This is a genomic window from Cellulomonas humilata (genome assembly GCF_030814415.1).
GTDB classification, from domain to species: Bacteria; Actinomycetota; Actinomycetes; order Actinomycetales; family Cellulomonadaceae; genus Cellulomonas; species Cellulomonas humilata_A.
Genome location: NZ_JAUSVB010000002.1, coordinates 1,097,151 through 1,118,590, shown reverse-complemented (window position 1 = coordinate 1,118,590; position 21,440 = coordinate 1,097,151). Strand labels below are relative to the sequence as shown.

Below are 21,440 nucleotides of genomic sequence, written 5' to 3'. Positions count from 1 at the left end.
GGGGCCCTTGGGGGGGGGGGCTGGGTGACTCCCGGTTGGAAAACCCAGCACCGTGGGGGGCAATGGTCCTTGGGTCCACCCGGGGGGGGGGGGGGGGCCGGCGGGGGGGGGCCCCCGGCCCTGCACTGTCTCTCAGGCCCCGAGGGGATCGACGGCCTCCGCCGGGACCGGGAGCGCCGGAGGCGTCGTCGGCTCGGCGGGGTCGACGGGCGGAGCCGGCTGCTTCAGCACGTAGATGTAGCCGGTGATCGTGATCTCGACGTCGCCGAGCTTCGTTGCCGGACGGCCACCGCTGGCATCGGCCTCGCGCTGCCCGGTGGCGCGGAACCCGGTCACCAGGAAGAGCCGCTGCCCCTCGGCCTGCAGCCCCGCGATGAAGGTCGTCGCGTTCGCGACGCCCCCGAGGACGGTGACGTCCACGGGCACCGCGACGAAGCCTTCGATCGGCGCCGGTCCGACCGCGACCGGTGGCACGGCGGCGTCGCCCTCGGCAGCGTCAGGTGTCGCCTCACCCTCGGCGGTCTCGCCCTCGGTGCTCTCGCCCTCGGCCGGCGCAACCTCGACCGGCGCGAGCGGGACGACAGGTGCGACATCGATGGGGGTGCCGGGGGCGACGGAGACGACGGTCAGGCCCGAGGCGACCCCGAGAGCGTCGATCTGCCGGGCGAACCCGGACAGGTCGCCGGTGGTCGGGATCTCGACCCGCGCGACGTTCAGCTCCGCCTTGTAGCTGTCGAGGTTCTCGAACTGCTTCTTCAGTGTCGCCAGCTGCAGCCGCAGCTGCTCGTTGCGCGCCGTCGCGGCGTCTGCGTCCGCCGAGGCGGTCGCGGTGGCGTCGAGCGTGGGCGAGATGGCGACGAACCATCCACCGACGACGATCAGGAGCGCAACGACGACCGCGCCGCCAATCCAGGTAGAGGACTTGCCACCCATGTCACTCACCTTCCGGGCTGAAGCGACCGCTGTAGGCGGCCTCGGTGACCTGGACGGTCACGCTGGTCTGGTAGAAGACGTTCTTGTTCTCGTCCTCGGCGAGCGCGGTCGTGGACATCCACGCGTCCGAGAACCCGGGGATCGAGTTGAGACCGTCGAGCCAGGCGGCCGTGTCGGGGAGTGTCGGGCTGTTCACGACGAAGGCCAGACGGCCGACGCTCGGCGCCTGCAGGGGGTCGACCGGGATCTCGGCCGCCTGCATCGGCGTCGCGCTCACCATCTCGATCGACGTGATCTTCGCGCCGGCCGGCAGGACCGCGAACGTCGCCATGAGGTACGGCGTCCAGAGGGTGTCGGTCGAGAAGCCGAGCTCGCGTGCAGCGTTGGCCTGGTCGAGCTGGCCGATGACCTGCGGGACCTCGGCGTACTTGGCCTGCTGCTGCGTGAGCTGGGCGGACTCGGACTGGGCGTCGGAGAGCCGGGACTTGGCCAGCGTCAGCTGCGCGAGCGCGCCGGCAGCAACTGCCACGACGAGCACGAGCACGAGCACGAGCGCGATGCCGAGGCGGGTCTTCGTCCGGCCCAGCGCGCGCCGCGCACGGATCCCGGGCGGCAGGAGGTTGACCTGCGGGAGGGCGTTCGGGTTGGTCACCGCTCCCTTGGCCGCGGACTTGGCGGGACGTTCGAGCAGGGATGTCATGCTGCCACTCCGAACGCGAGGCCCAGCGGAACCGCCAGGAGGTGCTGGTTGTCGCGGTGCCCGTCCTGGAGACCTGCCCCTGGAGACACTCGCAGGGTGCCGAGCGGCTGGCCGACGGTCACCGGGACCCGGCAGGCACTCGACAGGTACTGGCCCAGGCCCGGCAGCTGTGAGCCCCCACCGGTCAGGACCACGACCTCCGCGGCCGAGCCCGGGTTGCTGCTCGCGTAGTAGACGAACGTGTTCCGGATGGCCTCGATGAGGGAGGTGGTCACCGTTCGGATCGCCTCGACACCACGCTCGACCTCAGGTGCCGTGGCGTAGCCGATACCGATCTGCCGCTTGGCCACCTCGGCGTCGGCCATCGGGATCCCCAGGGCCCCGGCGACAGCCTCGGTGACGTCCTGACCACCCGAGGGAAGCATCCGGATGAGGCGCGGCGCGCCACCGGAGACGATCACGACGGTGGTCACCCGCGCGCCGATGTCCACGAGTGCGAACTCGCGTCCCGCCAGGTCTCCGCGGGCCATCACGCGAGTGAGGGCGAGCGCGCCGAGGTCGACCATCATCGGCCGCAGTCCTGCGGCCTCGACTGCCTCGGTGTTGGCGTGCACGGTGTCCTTGGTGGCCGCGACGAGCAGCCCCCGCAGCATCCGGCCGTGCTCGCCGTCGAACGACCCCGTGGGCACGTAGTCGAGCACCGCGTCCTCGATCGCGACGGGGAGCATGTCCTGCACCTGGAAGGGTAGCGAGGACCGGATCTGCGCGATGGGCATCCAGGGCAGGTCCAGGTCGCGCACGATCACGCGCTGGTTGCCCACCCCGACCACGACGTTCTTGTGGCTGAACTTGTGCTGGGACCACAGCCGGCGGATCGCGGTGGCCACGGTCGACGACTCGGCGACCTCGCCGTCGCGGATCGCGCCGGGCGGCAGTGCGACCTCGCCGTACCGGACGACGGTCGGCTGCGCAGTGCGCGCCGGGCCGCCGCTGCCGAACTCGACCTCAGCAGCACGCACATGCGTGGTGCCGATGTCGAGTCCGATGACTCTCGACTTGGCCACGTGACTATCCCTTCGACCGTGAGCGATCACTCCGAATGGACTATCGGCCGTGTCGGTCCAGGTCTTGAGCCCAAGGGCACCGACGAATCGGCTCAGATCAGAGCATCAGGTCGAGATACGCCTGGAAGATCTGCTCGCCCCACGCGAGGCCGACGGCGGCACCGAGCAGCATCCACGGGCCGAACGGGATCCCGGTCTTGCGCCCCGCGCGCCTCAGGAGCAGCAGGCCGATCGAGAAGACGCCGCCCAGCAGGAATGCGGCGAACGACCCGACGGCCAGGGCCCCCCACCCGACCCAGCCGAGATAGAGCCCGAGGAGCCCTGCGAGCTTGACGTCGCCGAAGCCCATCCCCTTCGGGTACGCGAAGACCACCACGAAGTAGAACGTCCACAGGACGACACAGCCCAGCCCGGCGCGCAGCAGCGCGCCCCAGTCGCCGGCGCCCCACGACGCAACGGCGAGCAGAACGATCGCGACCACGTACGACGGGAGGACGATCTTGTCGGGCAGTGTCTTGGTGTCGATGTCGATCATCGCCAACGCCACCGACACGGCCGCGAGGTAGAGGAACGCAGGCAGCGCCCAGACCGCGGGCGCGTCGAACCCCACCCAGACCGTCACGACGACGAAGAGGACGCCCGTGGCCAGCTCGACCAGCGGGTACCGGGCGGAGATCGGCGACGAGCAGTCCCGGCACCGGCCTCGGAGCAGCAGCCACGACACCAGCGGCACGTTGTCGCGCGCGCGGATCGCGTGACCGCAGGTGGGACACGCACTCGGTGGGTGCGTGATCGACTCGCCCCTCGGGACGCGCCAGATGACCACGTTGAGGAACGAGCCGATCGCGAGCCCGAGGAGGCCGACGAGGGCGTACAGAACGACAGTCACGAGCAGCTACCGGTACGCCCCGTCCGCGCCGAACACCGGCGCAATCTCGACCCAGACGTTCACACCGTAGGTGGTCGAGGTCGGCGAGAGGAACTTGGGCGGCGCGACGTAGCTGAACCGCTTGTCGTACTTGTAGTCCTTCAGATACCCGGTGGAGACCGTGGCGCCGCTTCCGGTGCCGACCGTGCCACGGAACTTCTGGGCGATGGCACCGTTGACGGTCAGGGTGCCACGCGGGTCGCCGCGGTTGTAGTTCTGCACCATGAACGTGTGCGCGACGGACAGGATGGCGGCGTCGATCCGGCGGTCGGTGTCGGCGATCAGCTCGTTGTCCGACGCGGAGAACGTGCGGCCGTCGCACCGGTACCGCGTGCTCGAGGTAGCCACGCAGTCGTAGCCGATGGCGGCGAGAGCATTCCGCTGCGACAGGGTCCGGTCGGTCTGCGACACCGCGGTGGTGTTCTGCTTCTCCGGCTTCCACACCCAGACCGCGTTCTGTCCCACGAGGCCGAGGATGTCGTCGTCAGCGCTGGCGTACGTGATGTCGTCGGTGATGTAGATGTAGTTCTCCGCCGCAAGGGTTGCCTTGGCGTTGACGGTCCCCTGGACGAAGACGTCCCCGTTGCGGCACCCGTAGACGCTCGCGTTGGCGACGTACTCGCCCGTCGCTGGGTAGCCCACCGGGTTGCCCGCAGCGTTCCGGATGTTCGTCCCGGTCGACGCGTGGCTCTCGGCCAGGCACACCGGGGTGCCGGTCGCTCCCGTGGCCCAGTAGTTGGGATCGGTGGACAACGACGGCACGTTCTGCACGAACACGACGTTGTTGTCCGGTGCGTCGATCTCCTGGCCGGTGGCCGAGCCGAGGCCGGCCGAGCCCGGAGTGCCGCACCCGGCGTTGTTGGTCCCAGCCACCGGGCTGGTGACCTTGGTCCACGGGGACGTGACCTGCATCTTCCCGTTCGCCTTGAACACGATCTTCGTCGGGCCGGTGTAGAGGCAGCCGGGCCGCGGGACGTCGAGCGGGAGGTCCGGGCGCGTCTCCTTCTTCAGCTCGGTGTTGGTCGCCGGCATCGCGAGGATCGGCTCGTACACGGGCTTGCCGCCCGGCATGGCCGGGAACGACGGCGTCCCGGTACCGAAGTAGTTCAGGCCGGTCGTCGGGTTGTACGACGTGGTCGTCCATCCCTTGAAGACCGGGTTGCCGTCGATCTGGAACGCGTCGTTGGTGTGCAGCGGCCCGTCGATGACGTCGCCGGTGCGGAAGTTGATCGCGCCACAGCCCGACGGCGGGTTGGCGGTGCTGCGCCCGGCGTAGCGGTAGATCTCGCAGGTGCCGGTCGCGCCTGAGATCACCGGGTCGATGATCTCGTAGTTGGTGAAGTAGAGGAAGTCGATGAAGCCACGCTGCCGGAGGTCGGCGACCAGCGACCGCGTCTCTCCGCCGGCCCGGCCGGTGGCGCGCAGTCGCAGCGTCCCCGACGAGTAGTACTTCGAGTTGTCGACCTCGTAGCGGAACTGTGCTGCACCACCCGAGCCGGCGATGTTGGCCCACGCCCCGCTCGCGCCCAGGCCGAAGGCCGGGTTCGCGGAGGCGCCTGTCGGCAGCGTGACGACGCTCGTCGGCGCGAACGTCGCGCTCGGGTTGCCGTACACGAAGTAGCCGGGGTCGTTGGCGAGCCTGCTCTGGTACTCCTCGACCGCCGCGTAGGCGGCCGCCATGGCGGCGTTCCAGTCCTGGTCCGACCTGGCCTTGCGCTGCGACCCGATGGCGTAGGACACGGCAGAGATCGCCAGCAGGGCGAGGACCAACGACACACCGATGACCATCAGGAGGGCGATCCCCTCCTCGCGGCGTGGGCCGAGACGGGCAGCGAGAATGCGACGCATCACTGGGACGCTCCTACTCGGTCGATACCGCGGTTCGGCAGGCCGACCTGGTTGGTCAGCAGCACAGGATCGGCCCGGCCGGTGATGTCGGCCTGGACCTTCAGGCGCACCTCGACGAGGGCGATCGTCTTGAGCACCGCAGCATCGGTGATGCCCGTCGTCGGGACGGTGATCACGTTGCAGTCCGGCGTGGCCGCCGCACAGACGACCTCCGTCCGGTAGGTGAACAGGTACGGCTCGCCCGCGGCCCGGACGGTGATCTTGCTGGCGATCCGGCGCGTCGAGGTGGGAGCCGGGGCGAAGGTCCAGTACGGCCCCGACGACACGTCGGAGTTCCAGCGCGTCTCCATGAGCTGGCGCTGGGAGTTGACGGTGAACTGGATCTTCAACGGTGTCGGCACCGCGGCCGTCGTGTCGAGGAAGCCGTGCATGATCAGGCTCTCCCGACCGGCGAACAGGAAGACCGGGATGTTGTCGGCGTTGCCGGGCTGACGGATCTCCGTGCCGGACCGCAGGACACGCGTGATCTCGGACATCCCGATCGCGGCGACGGACGTGCTCTCCGACGCGCTCCGGTCCCGCGTCATCGACCGCGCGAACGTCGAGAAGAGCGAGACGACGAGGATGCTGATGACGCTCATGAGCGCCATCGTCACGATCAGCTCCGGGAGGCTGAAACCGGCCTCGGCGCGTTGCGTCGCGGTGCTCAGGCGTTCGCGGATCCGGCGCATGGTCACGGTCCTTCCCAGAGCGGCGAGCGTGGGTCGAGCTCGACGGTGCCGTCGGCCTGGACCGACCCACCCGTGACCGGCGTGATCTGCGCGGTCGTGATCTGGGTCGTCTGTGAGCTGCTGGTCCCGCGGTAGAGCTTCCAGAACCCGTACGGGAGGGCGATCGTCGCCGTACCGGACGCGTTCAACACTGCCGAGCTGAAGGTCAACGTCTGCGCGGGCGTCGTGCAGGCGAGCGCCTCCGCACCGGTCGGCGCCGCGACGGCGACCGCCTTGACGAAGGTGCTCGTTCCCGGGGCGCCCACGGACAGGTTCACGATGCCCATCGCCACGTCCACCGTGACCGCGCCGCCGGGAGCGGCCGCGGCCTCCGGCTGCCGGACCCCGCCCGCCCAGTTGGTGGGGTCGGCCGGTCCGGTCGTGAGCGTCGTCAGGTCGCAGGTCCCGGCGAAGATGGAGTAGCCCGAGCTGATCGGGAACATCTTGTACGTCCGTGGCGTCTCCGTACCGGTGGCGACCACCGGGTTCTTCGGTCCGTACGTGCTGTCGAACGTGGTGAGCATCGACCCGGCAGGCACGCGGGGCGTCACGCCCGTGACGTTGGTGCCGTACCGCAGGGTGTACACCGCGGCGTTGTCGTAGGAGAACGAGGCGGACGCCGTCGAGTTGGCGGAGACGCTCAGCTGCACCGACGGCGCCGTCGCTTGGTTGATGTCGACGTACCCGCTCTTGGTGACGGTGATCTTGTAGTCGCCGGGCGGGGCCTTGAGCACGTAGGCGCACCCTTCGGCATCCGTGGTGACCGTCGGCAGTGCCGCGCCCACGGGGACTCCCGCCGCGGTGGTCGGCTGCGCCGAGACGGCGACGCCCTGCGATCCGAGGCCCTCGCCGTTGAGGACCGAGACCAGCAGCGTGGACCGGGTCGGGTCGTTGATGCGGTCCTTGGCGTCCAGCACGGTGTCGGCGCGCACGGGCTCGGTGCCCCCGCGCATGCCGTCCCAGGTGATGGTGATGTTCACGCGCTTGTAGCGCAGCGCGCCGCCGCCGGAGCCGCACTGGAACTCGAGGTCGGGGTCCGAGACCCACGACGTCTCACGGTGGACGTGGAAGGTGTCACCGTTGAGAGCCCGCGTGTAGCTCTTGTCCTGCAGGTCGAAGATGTCCTTCTCCTCGCGCGTGCGGTCGATGTCCTCCGCGGCGAGGTTGGCTGCCACCTGGCGAGCACGGGAGTCCCGGCCCAGCGACAGGACGGACAGCATGGTGAAGATCAGACCGGTGCTGACGATCGCGAAGATGAGCATCGCCATGAGCACCTCGATGAGGGTGACACCGTCCTCGTCGCGTGCTCGCGCGAGCCGGTCACGGAGTGTGCGCACGGCGGTGCTCCTCTCATCTGTGCCTACGGGGTACTGCGCCGGTGTGGGGCGCCGCCGAAGCGACGCCCCACACCGGGGTACTACGGGGTCGTCATCACGGGGTGATGACACCAGTGGAGCTGTCGTACGTGTAGTTCTGCGTCAGGCTGGCGTGGTCCGCCGTGAGCGTGTACGTGAGGCCCGTGGCCGCGGGGGTGACCGTCATGGCGACGCCGGCCGTCGAGTTGAAGCCGTCAGCCTCGAGGAGGGCGAGCGTCAGGCCCGTGTAGGAGCCGTTGTGGTCCACCGCGTAGGACTCGGCGGCGATCGCGGCGTTCTTCAGGTCGGACTCGGCCTGCGAGACCCAGGCCTTCTCACGCTGGTTGAGGAACGCCGGGATGGCGATCGCGGCGAGGATGCCGATGATGATGATGACGACCAGGAGCTCGATGAGGGTGAAGCCCTTCTCACCCTCGGCGCGCTTGGCCATGGTCTTCTGAATACGAGCGATCACGGTGATGCCCCTTTTCGATGTCGTGGGTTCAGTGCCGGTCGCCCGGCAATCGGTGCTGCGTCACGTTCATCGGGAGTGTCCGGGGTGCCCTTGAGGCAATTTCGGGAACTCTTCGGCCATGTCACCCGTTCGCACCAGTCGGCTCCTGCGCAGGTCACGGGCATGCGTCAGCCCGGTGACCGAGATGTCCGGTCACCGGGCCGACGTGCAGGAAGACGGTCAGCCGACGAGCTCGAAGATCGAGAAGATCGGCATGTACAGCGCGATGATCATTCCGCCGATGATCGTGCCGAGAATGGCGATCATGAGGGGCTCGATCAACGACGTGAGCTGCTCGGTGGTGGCCTCGACCTCTTCGTCGTAGAACTCGGAGATCTTCTCGAGCATGGTCTCCAAGGCGCCGGCATCCTCACCGGTGGAGATCATCTGCACCACCATCGGTGGGAACACCGCGTGGTTCGCCAGCGGAGCGGACAGCGACTGCCCGGTCCGCACGCTCTCTTGGACGTCCTTCACGGCCAGCTCGATGACGTAGTTGCCGCTGGTCTCCCCCACGATGTCCAGGGCTTGGAGGATCGGGACACCGGCGCCGAGCATCGTGCCGAAGTTCCGGGTGAACCGGGCGATGGCCACCTTCTTGAACAGCGGCCCGAAGATGGGGATGCGCAAGGTCAGCGGCTGGACGAACGCGCGCACCGCGTGATCGTTCTTGTGCCGCTTCCACCAGATGGCGAAGATGATGGAGACGACGAGCATGAGCGGCGCGAGCCACTTCATCACCCCGGAGAGCATCACCAGGATCTGCGTCGGCCACGGGAGCTTCCCGCCCAGGTCGGTGAACATCTTCTCGAACACGGGAACGATGAAGAGCAGCATGCCGACGACGGCCAGGATCGCCATGCCGAACACCATGACCGGGTACGTCATCGCGGACTTGATCTGCGCCCGCAGCTTGACCTCGTTCTCGTAGTTCTCGGCGACCGAGACGAGCGCCTTCTCGAGGAAGCCGCCGACCTCGCCGGCCCTGATCATGTTGATCATGAGCGGCGGGAAGACCTGCGAGTGCCGGCCGAGCGACTCCGAGAGGGACCCACCCGTCTCGACGTCGTTGCGCGTCTGCGCCAGGACCTTCGCCAGCGGCTTGCTCTCCGTCTGCTCCGCGAGGATCGACAACGTCCGCAGCAGCGACAGGCCGGCGGAGATCATGGTCGCCATCTGGCGCGCCATGATCGCGAGGTCCTTGAGGGTCACCCGGTCGGAGAAGCCCGGGATGTTGATCTCGGTCTGCAGTCCCCCGCCGACGACCTCCTTGATCGTCAGCGGCGCCACACCCATGGCACGGAGCCGGTTGGCGACAGCCGCCTCGTTCTGGGCGTCGATGCGCCCCTTGACGATCTTGCCGTTCTTGTCGCTGAGCGAGTACTCGTAGGTCCTGGTGATTGCCATCAGCGCATCCCGTTCCCGGCAGGCGAGTAGCCCATCGCACCCGTGTTCAACGTGGACGCGCCCTGGTTGGTGCGGGCGGTCCGACCGACGAGCTTGTTGAAGTCCTCGACGTGGTGGCACTTCTCCACGCCGACCTCGTACGTGATCGTGCCCTTCTTGACCAGGTCGGCCAGGTGCTGGTCCATGGTGTACATCCCGTGGTCCGCGCCCGCCTGCATGGCGGAGTAGATCTGGTGCGTCTTGCCCTCGCGGATGAGGTTGCGGATGGCGGGCGTCGCCACCATCACCTCGGTCGCGACGGCGCGTCCGGTGCCGTTCGCCTTCTTGCAGAGCGTCTGGCAGACGACGCCCTGGATGGCAGAGGCGAGCTGGGTGCGCACCTGGCTCTGCTGCTCGGCGGGGAACACGTCGATGACGCGGTCGATCGTCTGGGCGGCGTCCTGGGTGTGCAGGGTCGCGAAGACCAGGTGACCGGTCTCGGCAGCGGTCAGCGCGACGGAGATGGTCTCCAGGTCACGCATCTCGCCGACGAGGATGATGTCGGGGTCCTGCCGGAGCACGTGCTTGAGGGCGTTCGCGAACGAGTGCGTGTCCGCGCCGACCTCACGCTGGTTGATGAGCGACTTCTTGTGCCGGTGCAGGAACTCGATGGGGTCCTCGACCGTCATGATGTGGTCCGCACGGCTGCGGTTCGCCAGGTCGATGATCGCCGCGAGCGTGGTCGACTTGCCCGAACCCGTGGGGCCGGTGACCAGGACCAGCCCGCGAGGCAGCCCGGCGAAGCTGGACACGACCGGCGGGACGCCGAGGTCCTCGAGCGGCTTGATCTCGTACGGGATCACTCGGAAAGCAGCGCCGATCGACTCGCGCTGCTGGTAGAGGTTCACCCGGAACCGGGCCTTGCCACGCACGGCGTAGGCGAAGTCCAGCTCGAGGTTGGCCTCGAACGTCTCCCGCTGACGCTGCGTGAGGATGGAGTAGATGCTGCGGCGCAGGCCGTCGGGCCGGATGCTCTCGAACCCGTCCAGCGCCTTGAGCGCACCGTGCGAGCGGATCATGGGCGGAGAACCGACCGTGAGGTGCAGGTCGGACGCGCCGGCGTCGATCATCGCGATCAGCGCGCTGTCGAGCTGGATGTCACCGTCCTGCGACTCCTGGCCCAGACCGGACCGCGCAGCGCGGTCGCGAGCGGGTGCGGCGGCTCGCGCGGGGGCTGCTGCACGCGGCGCCTCGGGAGCGGGCGCCGCGGCCGGCGGAGGCACAGGAGGGCCGGACTGGGCGGGGACGTAGTACGCGGGCTGACCGGGACCTGCCGGCGCCGCCGGGGGCGCGAACTGGGGCACCGGAGCGGGACCCGGACCGGCCGGGTGGAACGTCGGTGCCCCGCCCGCCGGGGGCGGCACGGGGGTGAACGACTGCGCGGTGACGCCACGGGCGCCGTCCGGCGCATTCGAGCTCAGCGATGGCACCGGCGAGTAGACCGGAGGAGCGCCGGCCTGGGGGCCGACCGTACGGTAGGGCGGCAACGGACGGGTGGGCTCACCCCGGCCGGTTGAGTAGGACTCGGTCACGTCACAGCCTCCACGTAGTCGTACCGCGTTCGTTCGCAGTCCCGGACAGCGCCCGGGGAGCAGCAGCTCGGTATCTCGGGTGTCATCGGCGGATGGACCGTCCGACTTGAGTGCACGTCACGCGACGACGCGCATGATCTCCTCGATCGACGTCTGACCCAACGCGACCTTGTGCCAGCCGTCGCTCCGCAGCGGGATCATGCCCTGGGAGATGGCCGTCGCGGCGATGTCCGCGCTCGACGAGTGCGCGACGGCGTGGCGCTCGATGTCTTCCGTCACGCGCATGACCTCGTGCAGCGCGAGACGCCCGCGGTAGCCGGTCCTGGAGCACGCGACGCAGCCACCGGGCTTGAAGAGCTCCGGGAGAGGCTCGCCGGGCATCCACGGGAACCGTGCCGCGGCCATCTCCTCGGGCGACGGGCGGTACGGCACCTTGCACTTGCCGCAGAGTCGCCGCGCGAGGCGCTGGGCCACCACCGCGTCGAGGGCGGAGCCGACGAGGAACGGCTCGATGCCCATCTCGGTCAGACGCGTGATCGCGGACGGCGCGTCGTTGGTGTGCAGGGTAGACAGGACGAGGTGGCCGGTGAGAGCCGCCTCGATCGCGATCTGCGCGGTCTCGTGGTCGCGGATCTCACCGAGGAGCACCACGTCCGGGTCGGACCGCAGGATCGAGCGCAGCGCGCCTGCAAACGTGAGACCGGCCTTGGGGTTCACCTGGACCTGGTTGATGCCGGGCAGCCGGTACTCCACCGGGTCCTCGACGGTGATCACGTTGATCTCCGGCTTCGACACCGCGTTGAGGGTCGCGTACAGGGTGGTCGACTTCCCCGAACCGGTCGGGCCTGTCACCAGGATCATCCCGTACGGCTTGGTGTACGACTCCTTGTACGTCTCGTAGTTGTCGTCGAGGAACGACAGGTCCCGCAGGTCGAGGCTCGCGGTCGAGTTGTCGAGGATGCGCATGACGATCTTCTCGCCCCACACGGTCGGCAGCGTGGCCACGCGGAGGTCGATCTTGCGACCGTTGTGCACCACGGACATGCGGCCGTCCTGAGGCTTGCGCCGCTCGGCGATGTCGATGTCGCTCATGATCTTGACGCGGCTGATGACACCCTGCTGGATCTGCTTGGGCGAGCGCTGCGTCTCGTGCAGCACGCCGTCGATGCGGTACCGCACGCGCAGGTCGTGCTCGGCCGGCTCGATGTGGATGTCCGAGGCGCGGTCGGTGATCGCCTGCGTGACCAGCAGGTTCACGTAGCGGACGATCGGCGCGTCGTCGTCGACCGACATCTCGCCGAGCTTGGACAGGTCCTGCTCAGGCTCGGCGTTCTGCTCGCCGAAGGCCGTCGTCAGGTCCTCCATCTCGTCGTCGGCGCGGCAGAACCGGTCGATGGCGCGCAGGAGGTTGTCGTGCGTGGCGATCACGGGGACCACCGGCTTGCCCGACACGCTGCGCACGTCGTCGACGGCCATCACGTTGCCGGGGTCGGACGTCGCGAGCACGATCGAGCCGCCCTCGACGGCGACCGGGAGCACGGTGTACCTCCGGCAGAGCGCCGACGGGACCAGGGAGACAGCCGCACGGTCGACCGGGAACTCGTCGAGGTCGACGAAGTTCATGCCCACCTGGTTGGCGAGCGCCTTGACCAGCTGTCCCTCGGTCAGTACCCCGAGCTCGACCAGCGTGCGGCCCAGCGACGAACCTCGGGCCATGGTCTCGTCGAGCGCCGCGAGAAGCTGCGCCTCCGTGACCAGACCGTCATCGAGCAGGATCTCCCCGAGCTGCTTCACGCGCGTCCCTCCGGTCGACCGGCAGCCGAGTTCGGGCCGCGCGGTATCTCTCCGGATCAATCGGCAGGAAGAGCGACCGGGGTGAGTCCCTCAGGCGGTCAGTTTGTCCTCGAGCGCGGCCGACATCGCGGCGAGCGGTGCGGGGTGCCCCGTCATGAGCCGGACCTGCTCGGCGGCCTGGTGCAGCAGCATCTGCTCACCGCCGACGACCGCTCCCCCGGCGGCGGCCCAGGCGACCGACAGCGCGGTCGGACGCGGGTCGTACGCGACGTCGAGGAGCACACCCTCGACCGCCATGAGCCGGTCCGCGAGCGGGTCCGCGGCGTGCGGTGGGAGCGTCGAGACGACGACGTCCGCGCGGCCGATCTCCGCCGGCGCCTCGTCGAGCGTGCGGTAGACCGGGGTGACGCCCATCCGGTGCGCAGCGCGCATGAGGCCTCCCGCGCGGGCGACGGCCCGCACGTACACGACGGGCGAGGTGCAGCCCAGCTGCGCGAGCGCCGCGAGGGTCGACGACGCGGTGGCGCCGGCGCCCAGCACGGCCGCGCTCGCGATCGGACCGTCGAGCCCGAGCGCCGCGACGATGCCGTGCACGTCGGTGTTCGCGCCGACGAGCGTGCGCCCCTGGAACAGGACGGTGTTGACCGCTCCGACGACCTCGGCCAGCGGCTCGACGTGGTCCAGCAACGGGATGATCGTCTGCTTGAGCGGCATGGTCAGGCTGAGCCCGGCCCAGGAGTCGTCCAGGCCTGCGACGAACGACGCGAGCCCTTCCTCCGTGACGTCGACGGCGTCGTAGCGCCAGCCCGAGAGGCCGAGCGCGGCGTAGGCGGCACGGTGCAGCGCCGGCGACAGCGAGTGCGCCACCGGGTGCCCGAGCACCGCCGCCCGTCGGGCGGCAGCCGTCACTTGCTGTTCTCCGCCTGCCAGGCTCGCAGCAGCTCGACGTTCGCCAGGTGCTCGTCGTACGTCGAGGCGAAGAGCGTCTCGCCCGTGTCGAGGTTGACGGTCACCCAGAAGAGCCAGTCCCCTTCGGCCGGAGCCAGGACCGCGTCGATCGAGGCGGCACCGGGCGAGGCGATCGGTGTCGGGGGCAGGCCCAGGTGCTTGTACGTGTTGTAGGCGTTGTTGGGGTCCTGCGTGTCCGCCGTGGTCAGACCCGTCCCCGGCTTGCCGAGGCCGTAGGCCACCGACGAGTCGATGTCGAGCGTCAGCTCCTTGGCGAGCCGGTTCTCGATCGCGCGGGCCACCTTGGGCCGGTCCTCGGCCAGCCGCGCCTCGCGCTCGACCAGCGACGCCTTGTTCAGCACGGTCGCCCACTGGTCCTGCGGGACGCCCTTCTGCGTGAGGACGGCGACCGTCTGCGCGGTCATCTGCGCCAGCACGCTGGCCGGCGTGGCGTTCGGCTCGATGTCGTACGTCGCGGGGAACAGCCAGCCCTCCGCGTTGCCGTTGGCCTCGGCCGGGAGCCCGATGGCGACCGGGTCGGCGAGCGCCGCGTTGACGTCCTCGATCGGGATGGCCAGCTTCTCGCTGATCTTCGTGGCGATCTGGCTCACGGTGAGCCCCTCGGGGATGCCGAGACTGAAGGACACGCGGCTCGACGGGTTCAGCAGCGCGATGACGGCGTCGGAGGCGGGCATCTCGAGCAGCATGTTGTAGGTGCCCGGCTGGATCGAGGCGGCCTGCGGGTTGGCGGCGAACGCCTCGTTGAACGCCTTCGCGGTCGCGACGACGCCGGCGTCGACCAACGTGGCCGCCATGTCGGCGCCGGTGTCGCCCGGCTTGATCACGACCTCGACGGAGCCGTGCCCGACGCCGGAGTAGTCCTCGACGCCGGAGTCCGACCCGGCGCCGCCCTGGAACATGCCGCCCATGAGCTCGACGACGACGTAGGCGGCACCGGCGACCATGAGGGTCGCGACGATGAGCACCCAGATCGAGCGGCGCCGACGGCGCTTGCGCTCGCGCTGCTCCTTGGCTCGGCCGCGGGAGCGGGAGGGCTTGTGCTCGACAGGGGCGACACGGGTGTCACCACCGAACAGGTCGCTCACCTCGTCACTCCGCTCTACAGGGGCCCACCACTCGGTCTGGCTCTTGGTCACGTGCGCGTCACTCCACCGTCGTCCGTGCGTCGCCCGCAGCCCCCCCGCGCGCCACTGGAGAGTGCTTCGCTGGGTCGAACGCGACCCGCTCACCGGGACGTCGCCCCGACGCACGCTCCGCGTCCAGCGCGGACTGCAAGATCACCACCGCGGCCGCCTGGTCGACGACCTGCCGGTGGCGGCGCCCGGATCGGCCGGACGCCTGCAGCGCGTGATGGGCGGACACCGTGCTCATCCGCTCGTCGACCAACCGCACCGTCACCGGTGCGATGGCCTGCGCCAGTTGGACAGCGTACGCGCGCGCGGCGTCGGATGCGGAACCTTCGGCCCCCGACATGTGGACCGGCAGCCCGACGTACACAACACCCACACGGCGTTCCTGCACCTCGCGCACCACCTGTGCGATGTCTGTGGGCAGGTGCCCCTTCTTGCTGGTCGCGCGCGCGAGGGTGGCCACGGGAGTGGCGATCAGGCCGTCCGGGTCGCTGCTGGCGAGCCCGACGCGGACCGTCCCGACGTCCACGGCGATCCGTGCACCTCGGACGACCGCGTCGGTCGGATCGGGTGTCGCGCTCACCTCAGCCGCCCACCGCCGTGGCGACCGCCGCGAGCGCCTCGGCCAGCCGGCCGGGCTCCGTGCCGCCACCCTGTGCCAGGTCGTCCTTGCCGCCGCCGCCCCCGCCGAGGATGCCGGACGCGGTCCGCACGAGCGCACCGGCGCGCACACCGCGCTCGCGCGCCGCGGCGTTCGTCGCGACGACCACGAGCGGCCGGCCCTTGCTGACACCGCCGATCGCGACGACCGCCGGCGACGCCTCACCGAGGCGCGACCGGACGTCGAGCACGAGCGTGCGCAGCTCGTCGCCGCCGACCTCGCCCGCGTCGTGCGTGACGACCAGGGTCTCCCCCACCTTGGCCGCACCGGCCGCGAGCGTGCCCGCCTGCGCCAGGAGCGTCGCCTGCCGCAGGGTCGCAAGCTCCTTCTCGGACTCCTTGAGCTTGGTGAGCAGGGAGGACACCCGCTCGGACAGCTCGTCGGGACGCGCCCCGAGCAGGCCCGAGAGCTGGCCGACGAGCGCGCGCTCCTTCGCCTGGTACCCGTACGCCCCCGCACCGACGAGTGCGTCGACACGCCGCACGCCCGAGCCGATCGCCGACTCGGACAGCAGGGTGACGAGCCCGAGCTCGCCGGACCGCTTGACGTGCGTTCCCGCGCACAGCTCCAGCGACCAGCCGTCGCCGATGTCGACGACGCGGACCTCGTTGCCGTACTTCTCGCCGAACAGGGCCATCGCTCCCCGGCCGCGGGCCTCGTCGATCTGCATGACGGAGTCGGTGACCTCGAGATCGTCCTGGAGCCGGTCGTTGACGCGCGCCTCGATCTCTGCGACGACCTGCGACGAGGTCGCCGACGGCGAGCGGAAGTCGAAGCGCAGACGGCTCGGGGCGTTGAGTGAGCCCGCCTGCGTGGCGGACTCCCCCACGGACTCGTGCAGCGCCTTGTGCACCAGGTGCGTCGCCGTGTGGGCGCGCGCGATCGCCCGGCGGCGGTCGATGTCGATCGTCGCCGTGCCGGACTCGCCGAAGGTGACCGTCCCGTCGACCAGGCGACCGTGGTGCACGGACAGACCCTTGACCGGCGCCTGCACGTCGTCGACCTCGATGCGCGCACCGCCATCGAGGACGATGACGCCGGTGTCCGCCAGCTGCCCGCCGGCCTCCGCGTAGAACGGGGTCACGTCGAGGACGACCTCCACGTCCGCCGGTGCGGTCGCCGCCGGGGCGGGCACGCCGTCGACGAGCAGACCCACCACGCGCGAGCGTGCCGTCGCGTCCGTGTAGCCGATGAACTGGACCGGCTTGGCGCTCTCGCTGCTCAGCGTGCTGTGCAGGTCCTGGTACGCGGCCGTGTCCGCCCGGCCCGCACGCTTCGCCAGCGCGTCCGCGCGCGCCCGGTCGCGCTGCTCCTTCATGAGCGTCCGGAACGCGGTCTCGTCGACGGCCACACCCTGCTCGGCCGCCATCTCGAGCGTGAGGTCGATCGGGAAGCCGAAGGTGTCGTGCAGCTGGAACGCGTGCGAGCCCGAGAGCACGGACTGGGCCTGCTGCTTGATCGCCTGCACGGCCGTGTCGAGGATCGTCGTGCCCGCCGCGAGCGTGCGCCGGAACGTCTCCTCCTCCGCGTACGCCACCTGGCTGATGCGCTCGAAGTTCTGCGCCAGCTCCGGGTACGACGGGCTCATCGCGTCCTTGCTCAGGGGCAGGAGCGTCGGCAGCGCGACGTCCTCGACCCCGAGCAGGCGCATCGCGCGGATCGAGCGACGGAGCAGGCGCCGCAGCACGTAGCCGCGGCCCTCGTTGGAGGGCGTCACGCCGTCACCCATGAGCATGAGCGAGCTGCGGACGTGGTCGGCGACGACCCGCATCCGCACGTCGTCCTGGTGCGCCGCGCCGTACCGCTTGCCGGACAGCTCCTGCGCGCCCCCGATGACCGGGAACACCTCGTCGATCTCGTACAGGTTGTCGACGCCCTGCAGCAGGTACGCCACCCGCTCCAGGCCCATGCCGGTGTCGATGTTCTTCTGCTTGAGGTCCCCGAGGATCGGGAAGTTCTCCTTGCCGCCCCCGTCACCCCGCTCGTACTGCATGAAGACGAGGTTCCAGATCTCGAGGTAACGGTCCTCGTCGACGACGGGGCCACCCTCCGCGCCGAACTCCGGACCGCGGTCGACGTAGATCTCCGAGCACGGGCCCGACGGACCGCGCGCACCGGTGGACCAGAAGTTGTCCTTCCAGCCGCGACGCTGGATGCGCTCGTCCGGCAGACCCGCGATCTGCTTCCAGAGGTCCGCCGCCTCGTCGTCGTCGTGGAAGACCGTCACCCAGATGGTGTCCGGGTCGAAGCCGAACCCGCCGGTCTCCCGCGAGCCCGTGACCAGCTCCCAGGCGTAGGTGATCGCGCCTTCCTTGAAGTAGTCCCCGAACGAGAAGTTGCCGTTCATCTGGAAGAACGTGCCGTGCCGCGTGGTCTTGCCGACCTCCTCGATGTCGAGGGTGCGCACGCACTTCTGCACGCTGGTCGCGCGCGGCCACGGCGGGGTCTGCTCGCCGAGCATGTACGGGATGAACGGCACCATGCCGGCGATGACGAACAGGGTCGTCGGGTCCGGCGAGATCAGCGAGGCCGAGGGCACGACGGCGTGGCCGTTGCCCTCGAAGTAGTCGAGCCAGCGCTGGCGGATCTCGGCGGTACGCATCGTGTCCTCGTCGTCCATCTGTGGTGATCGGGTGGTGCCGGTACGGGTGGTGCCTAGAAGAAGGTGTAGCCGTCGTCGTCGTCGGGGTCCTCGGTGGGGGCGCCGGCCCAGTCCTCGCCGTGTCGTGAGGTCCAGGCGCGCCGCAGGTTCGCGACCCGCTCGGGACGCTCGGCGCGCAACGCGTCGACGTCGACGTCGCCGACCAGGTCGTGACGCAGCTCCTGCTCGCGCTCGGCCATCGCCGCGAGGAAGTCCGACCGGAGCGTGGCGAGGGCGTGCGACACGCGCTGGGCACCGTCGATCGCGTCCGTCGTCCCGGCGGGCAGGTAGGTGTCGACGACCGAGCGCCCCTTGCGGACCACGACGACCGTCAGGACCACCCCGATCGCGAGCCAGGTGAGCCGGCGGCCCATCATCGGCTCCGGCGCGCGCTCGCCGCGAGACCCGACAGCGCGGTGCGCACGCCGTACGAGAAGGCGGCTGCCTTGATCATGGGTCCACCGACGGTGGCAGCGAAGAGGGACGTGAGCGCCGAGACGTTCTCCGAGACCTGTGCCGCGGCCGTCGTGACGGTGTCGATGTTCTCCAGCTGGGTGTTCGACGACGCGACGAGGGTCGCGGTCTCGTCGAGCACCGGGACCGTGTGGTCGGTGATCTCCTTGACCGAGGTCCGGGTCTCGTCGAGCACCCGCCCGAGCTTGATGAGCGGCACCGCCAAGAAGCCCACGAGCAGTACGAACGCGAGCGCGGCGATCAGTCCCGCGACGTCACCCACCGACATGTCCAGCCTCCTGGTCCTGGGGTCCTCGACCCCGCGGAAACCCTACCCGCCCCGAACGCACGGACGCCCCGCAGCGCAGGTGCGCGGCGGGGCGTCCGGGTGGCGATCAGATCAGCGGGCGTAGTACTCGACGACCAGCTGGACCTCGCACGTCACGGGGATCTCCGCGCGCTTCGGGGCTCGCACCAGGACGGAGCTGAGCTTCTCGAGCTGCACGTCCAGGTAGCCCGGGACGTTCGGGAGGACGTCGCGGTGCGCACCGGCGGCGGCGACCTGGAACGGCACGGTCGCCTGGCTCTTCGGCTTGACCTGGAGCGTCTGACCCGGCTTCACGCGGAAGGAGGGACGGTCCACGATCTTGCCGTCGACGAGCATGTGACGGTGCACGACGACCTGGCGGGCCTGCAGGATGGTGCGGGCGAAGCCCGAGCGCAGGACGAGGGCGTCCAGGCGGGTCTCGAGGTTCTCGACGAGCGCCTCACCGGTCAGGCCCGGGGCCTTGCGGGCGTCCTCGTACGCACGAGCCATCTGCTTCTCGCGCAGCGCGTACTGGGCGCGCAGACGCTGCTTCTCACGGAGACGGACCGCGTAGTCCGACTCGGTGCGACGACGCGCACGGCCGTGCTCGCCGGGGGGGTACGGCCGCTTCTCGAAGTGCTTGACGGCCTTGGGCGTCAGCGCGAGGCCGAGGGCGCGGGAAAGGCGCACCTGGCGACGCGAGCGGGTCACGCTGCTCACAGAGTTACTTCCTGTCGTTGTAGACGTCACACCCGGAAGCGGAGATGTTCCGCCGGGCGTGGGGCCGACCGTGGATGCGTCGCGTCTGTTCTCGACGCTGGCTAAGGCCCCAGGTGGCCGTCCGTGCCGAGGGCGTGCAAGCACACCCGTCCCGCGGACGACCTCGACACTCTACCCTGCGCCGGCCGGTATCCCCGAATCACTGCCCGTCGTCGAGGATCGCGCGGATGCGGTCGAGCCGTTCGGTGACCTGACGCTCGTAGCCGCGGTCGCTCGGCTCGTAGTAGCGCGTCCCCGCGAGCTCGTCGGGTAGGTACTGCTGCGCGGCGACCGCGTGCGGCTCGTCGTGCGCGTACACGTACGACTGCCCGTGGCCCAGCACCTTGGCGCCCGCGTAGTGCGCGTCGCGCAGGTGCGCCGGGACGGAGCCGATGCGGCCCGCGCGCACGTCGGCCAGCGCGCGGTCGATGCCGAGGTACGCCGCGTTCGACTTCGGCGCGGTCGCCAGGTGCACCACGGCCTCCGCGAGGATGATGCGGGCCTCCGGCATGCCGATCAGCGCCACCGCCTGCGCGGCGGCGACCGCGGTCTGCAGCGCGCTGGGGTCCGCCATCCCGACGTCCTCCGCCGCCGAGATCACGATCCGGCGGGCGATGAACCGCGGGTCCTCCCCCGCCGCGATCATCCGCGCGAGGTAGTGCAGCGACGCGTCCACGTCGGAACCCCGCACGGACTTGATGAACGCACTGATGACGTCGTAGTGCTGGTCGCCGTCCCGGTCGTAGCGGACGGCTGCGACGTCGATGGCCCGCTCCATGGTCGCGAGGTCCACCGGGACCGGTGGGACCGCGCCGTCCTCCGAGAGCGCGGAGCCGGCGGCAGCCTCCAGGATGGTCAGCGCCTTGCGCGCGTCCCCGCCCGCCAGGCGGAGCAGGTGCTCCTCCGCGTCCTCGGTCAGCGCGATCGAGCCGTCGAGCCCGCGCTCGTCCTCCACGGCGCGGCGGACCAGGCGCCGGACGTCGTCCGTGTCCAGCGGCTGCAGCGTGAGGAGGAGCGAGCGCGACAGCAGCGGGGAGTTCACCGAGAACGACGGGTTCTCCGTGGTGGCCGCGACCAGCGTCACCCAGCGGTTCTCGACACTGGGCAGCAGGGCGTCCTGCTGGGCCTTGGTGAACCGGTGCACCTCGTCGATGAACAAGACGGTCTCGGTGCCGTCCGTGGCCAGCCGGCGGCGCGCGTCCTCGATCACGGCCCGCACGTCCTTGACGCCCGCCGTGACCGCCGACAGCTCGACGAACCGGCGTCCGGACGTGGCGGCGATCAGGTAGGCGAGCGTGGTCTTGCCCGTGCCGGGCGGTCCCCACAGGACGACCGAGGTGGGCGCGGCCCGGCGTGCCGCCTCGTTGGCCGGCTCGACCAGCCGGCGCAGCGGCGAGCCCCCGACGAGCAGGTGCTCCTGGCCGGCGACCTCGCTCAGGTCCCGCGGCCGCATGCGGACGGCGAGCGGTGCGCCGGCCCCGACCGCGGGCAGCCCCGAGGCCGTCGACGTCACAGCATCGAACAGGTCCATGCGGGCAGGGTACGCAGACGCACCGACGTCCGACGCGGTCCGGCGACCACACCCCGACGCGCCACCGGGTGACAACGTGTGCGAGACGCCCGTTCCACCTGCGAC

General features: G+C 70.1%; 19 protein-coding genes. All 19 read right to left on the bottom strand.

Annotated elements, in window-relative coordinates; genetic code table 11:
- Positions 1-132 precede the first annotated feature (132 nt).
- The 19 genes from J2X26_RS11090 to J2X26_RS11000 all read right to left on the bottom strand — a co-directional run bounded on the left by J2X26_RS11090 (position 133) and on the right by J2X26_RS11000 (position 21,335).
- Positions 133-933: a hypothetical protein gene (locus tag J2X26_RS11090; protein WP_307492213.1), complete on the bottom strand. Its 801-nt coding sequence runs from the start codon at positions 931-933 to the stop codon at positions 133-135.
- Between the two features lies 1 nt (position 934).
- Positions 935-1,633 carry a fimbrial assembly protein gene (locus tag J2X26_RS11085; protein WP_307492211.1) on the bottom strand — a complete coding sequence of 233 codons (699 nt, stop codon included), beginning with the start codon at positions 1,631-1,633 and terminating at the stop codon, positions 935-937.
- Entirely contained in the window at positions 1,630-2,697 is a 1,068-nt protein-coding gene (gene pilM, locus J2X26_RS11080) for a type IV pilus assembly protein PilM (RefSeq protein WP_307492209.1), read from the bottom strand. Before pilM ends, J2X26_RS11085 begins: the two co-directional genes overlap by 4 nt.
- Positions 2,698-2,794: 97 nt before the next feature.
- Positions 2,795-3,586: a prepilin peptidase gene (locus tag J2X26_RS11075; RefSeq protein ID WP_307492208.1), complete on the bottom strand. Its 792-nt coding sequence runs from the start codon at positions 3,584-3,586 to the stop codon at positions 2,795-2,797.
- A gap of 6 nt (positions 3,587-3,592) precedes the next feature.
- Positions 3,593-5,473: a hypothetical protein gene (locus J2X26_RS11070; RefSeq protein WP_307492206.1), complete on the bottom strand. Its 1,881-nt coding sequence runs from the start codon at positions 5,471-5,473 to the stop codon at positions 3,593-3,595.
- Positions 5,473-6,204 carry a PulJ/GspJ family protein gene (locus J2X26_RS11065; RefSeq protein WP_307492204.1) on the bottom strand — a complete coding sequence of 244 codons (732 nt, stop codon included), beginning with the start codon at positions 6,202-6,204 and terminating at the stop codon, positions 5,473-5,475. The genes J2X26_RS11070 and J2X26_RS11065 overlap by 1 nt, the downstream gene beginning before the upstream one ends.
- 2 nt (positions 6,205-6,206) lie before the next feature.
- Entirely contained in the window at positions 6,207-7,580 is a 1,374-nt protein-coding gene (locus J2X26_RS11060; RefSeq protein ID WP_307492202.1) for a type IV pilus modification PilV family protein, read from the bottom strand.
- A 94-nt stretch (positions 7,581-7,674) separates the two neighbouring features.
- Positions 7,675-8,073, bottom strand: a complete 399-nt coding sequence (locus J2X26_RS11055; protein ID WP_368671704.1) for a prepilin-type N-terminal cleavage/methylation domain-containing protein — start codon at positions 8,071-8,073, stop codon at positions 7,675-7,677.
- Positions 8,074-8,292: 219 nt separating this feature from the next.
- Entirely contained in the window at positions 8,293-9,519 is a 1,227-nt protein-coding gene (locus J2X26_RS11050; protein WP_307492200.1) for a type II secretion system F family protein, read from the bottom strand.
- Positions 9,519-10,988, bottom strand: coding sequence for a type IV pilus twitching motility protein PilT (locus J2X26_RS11045; protein ID WP_307492199.1), 1,470 nt, complete (start codon positions 10,986-10,988; stop codon positions 9,519-9,521). Before J2X26_RS11045 ends, J2X26_RS11050 begins: the two co-directional genes overlap by 1 nt.
- A gap of 219 nt (positions 10,989-11,207) precedes the next feature.
- Positions 11,208-12,884 (bottom strand): GspE/PulE family protein, encoded by a 1,677-nt coding sequence (locus J2X26_RS11040; RefSeq protein WP_307492198.1) that lies wholly within the window; start codon positions 12,882-12,884, stop codon positions 11,208-11,210.
- Between the two features lie 90 nt (positions 12,885-12,974).
- Positions 12,975-13,793 (bottom strand): shikimate dehydrogenase, encoded by an 819-nt coding sequence (locus J2X26_RS11035; protein ID WP_307492197.1) that lies wholly within the window; start codon positions 13,791-13,793, stop codon positions 12,975-12,977.
- Positions 13,790-14,938 (bottom strand): endolytic transglycosylase MltG, encoded by a 1,149-nt coding sequence (mltG, locus tag J2X26_RS11030; protein ID WP_307492195.1) that lies wholly within the window; start codon positions 14,936-14,938, stop codon positions 13,790-13,792. Before mltG ends, J2X26_RS11035 begins: the two co-directional genes overlap by 4 nt.
- A gap of 58 nt (positions 14,939-14,996) precedes the next feature.
- A complete protein-coding gene (gene ruvX, locus J2X26_RS11025) occupies positions 14,997-15,566 on the bottom strand; it encodes a Holliday junction resolvase RuvX (protein WP_307492193.1) in 570 nt (189 codons plus the stop codon).
- Between the two features lies 1 nt (position 15,567).
- Positions 15,568-18,246 carry an alanine--tRNA ligase gene (gene alaS, locus J2X26_RS11020; protein ID WP_307492256.1) on the bottom strand — a complete coding sequence of 893 codons (2,679 nt, stop codon included), beginning with the start codon at positions 18,244-18,246 and terminating at the stop codon, positions 15,568-15,570.
- Between the two features lie 53 nt (positions 18,247-18,299).
- Positions 18,300-18,659 (bottom strand): hypothetical protein, encoded by a 360-nt coding sequence (locus J2X26_RS11015; protein ID WP_307492191.1) that lies wholly within the window; start codon positions 18,657-18,659, stop codon positions 18,300-18,302.
- Positions 18,659-19,027, bottom strand: a complete 369-nt coding sequence (locus tag J2X26_RS11010) for a DUF948 domain-containing protein (protein ID WP_056027388.1) — start codon at positions 19,025-19,027, stop codon at positions 18,659-18,661. The genes J2X26_RS11015 and J2X26_RS11010 overlap by 1 nt, the downstream gene beginning before the upstream one ends.
- A gap of 111 nt (positions 19,028-19,138) precedes the next feature.
- Positions 19,139-19,765 (bottom strand): 30S ribosomal protein S4, encoded by a 627-nt coding sequence (rpsD, locus tag J2X26_RS11005; protein WP_055914361.1) that lies wholly within the window; start codon positions 19,763-19,765, stop codon positions 19,139-19,141.
- A gap of 199 nt (positions 19,766-19,964) precedes the next feature.
- A complete protein-coding gene (locus J2X26_RS11000) occupies positions 19,965-21,335 on the bottom strand; it encodes a replication-associated recombination protein A (RefSeq protein ID WP_307492188.1) in 1,371 nt (456 codons plus the stop codon).
- Positions 21,336-21,440 lie beyond the last annotated feature (105 nt).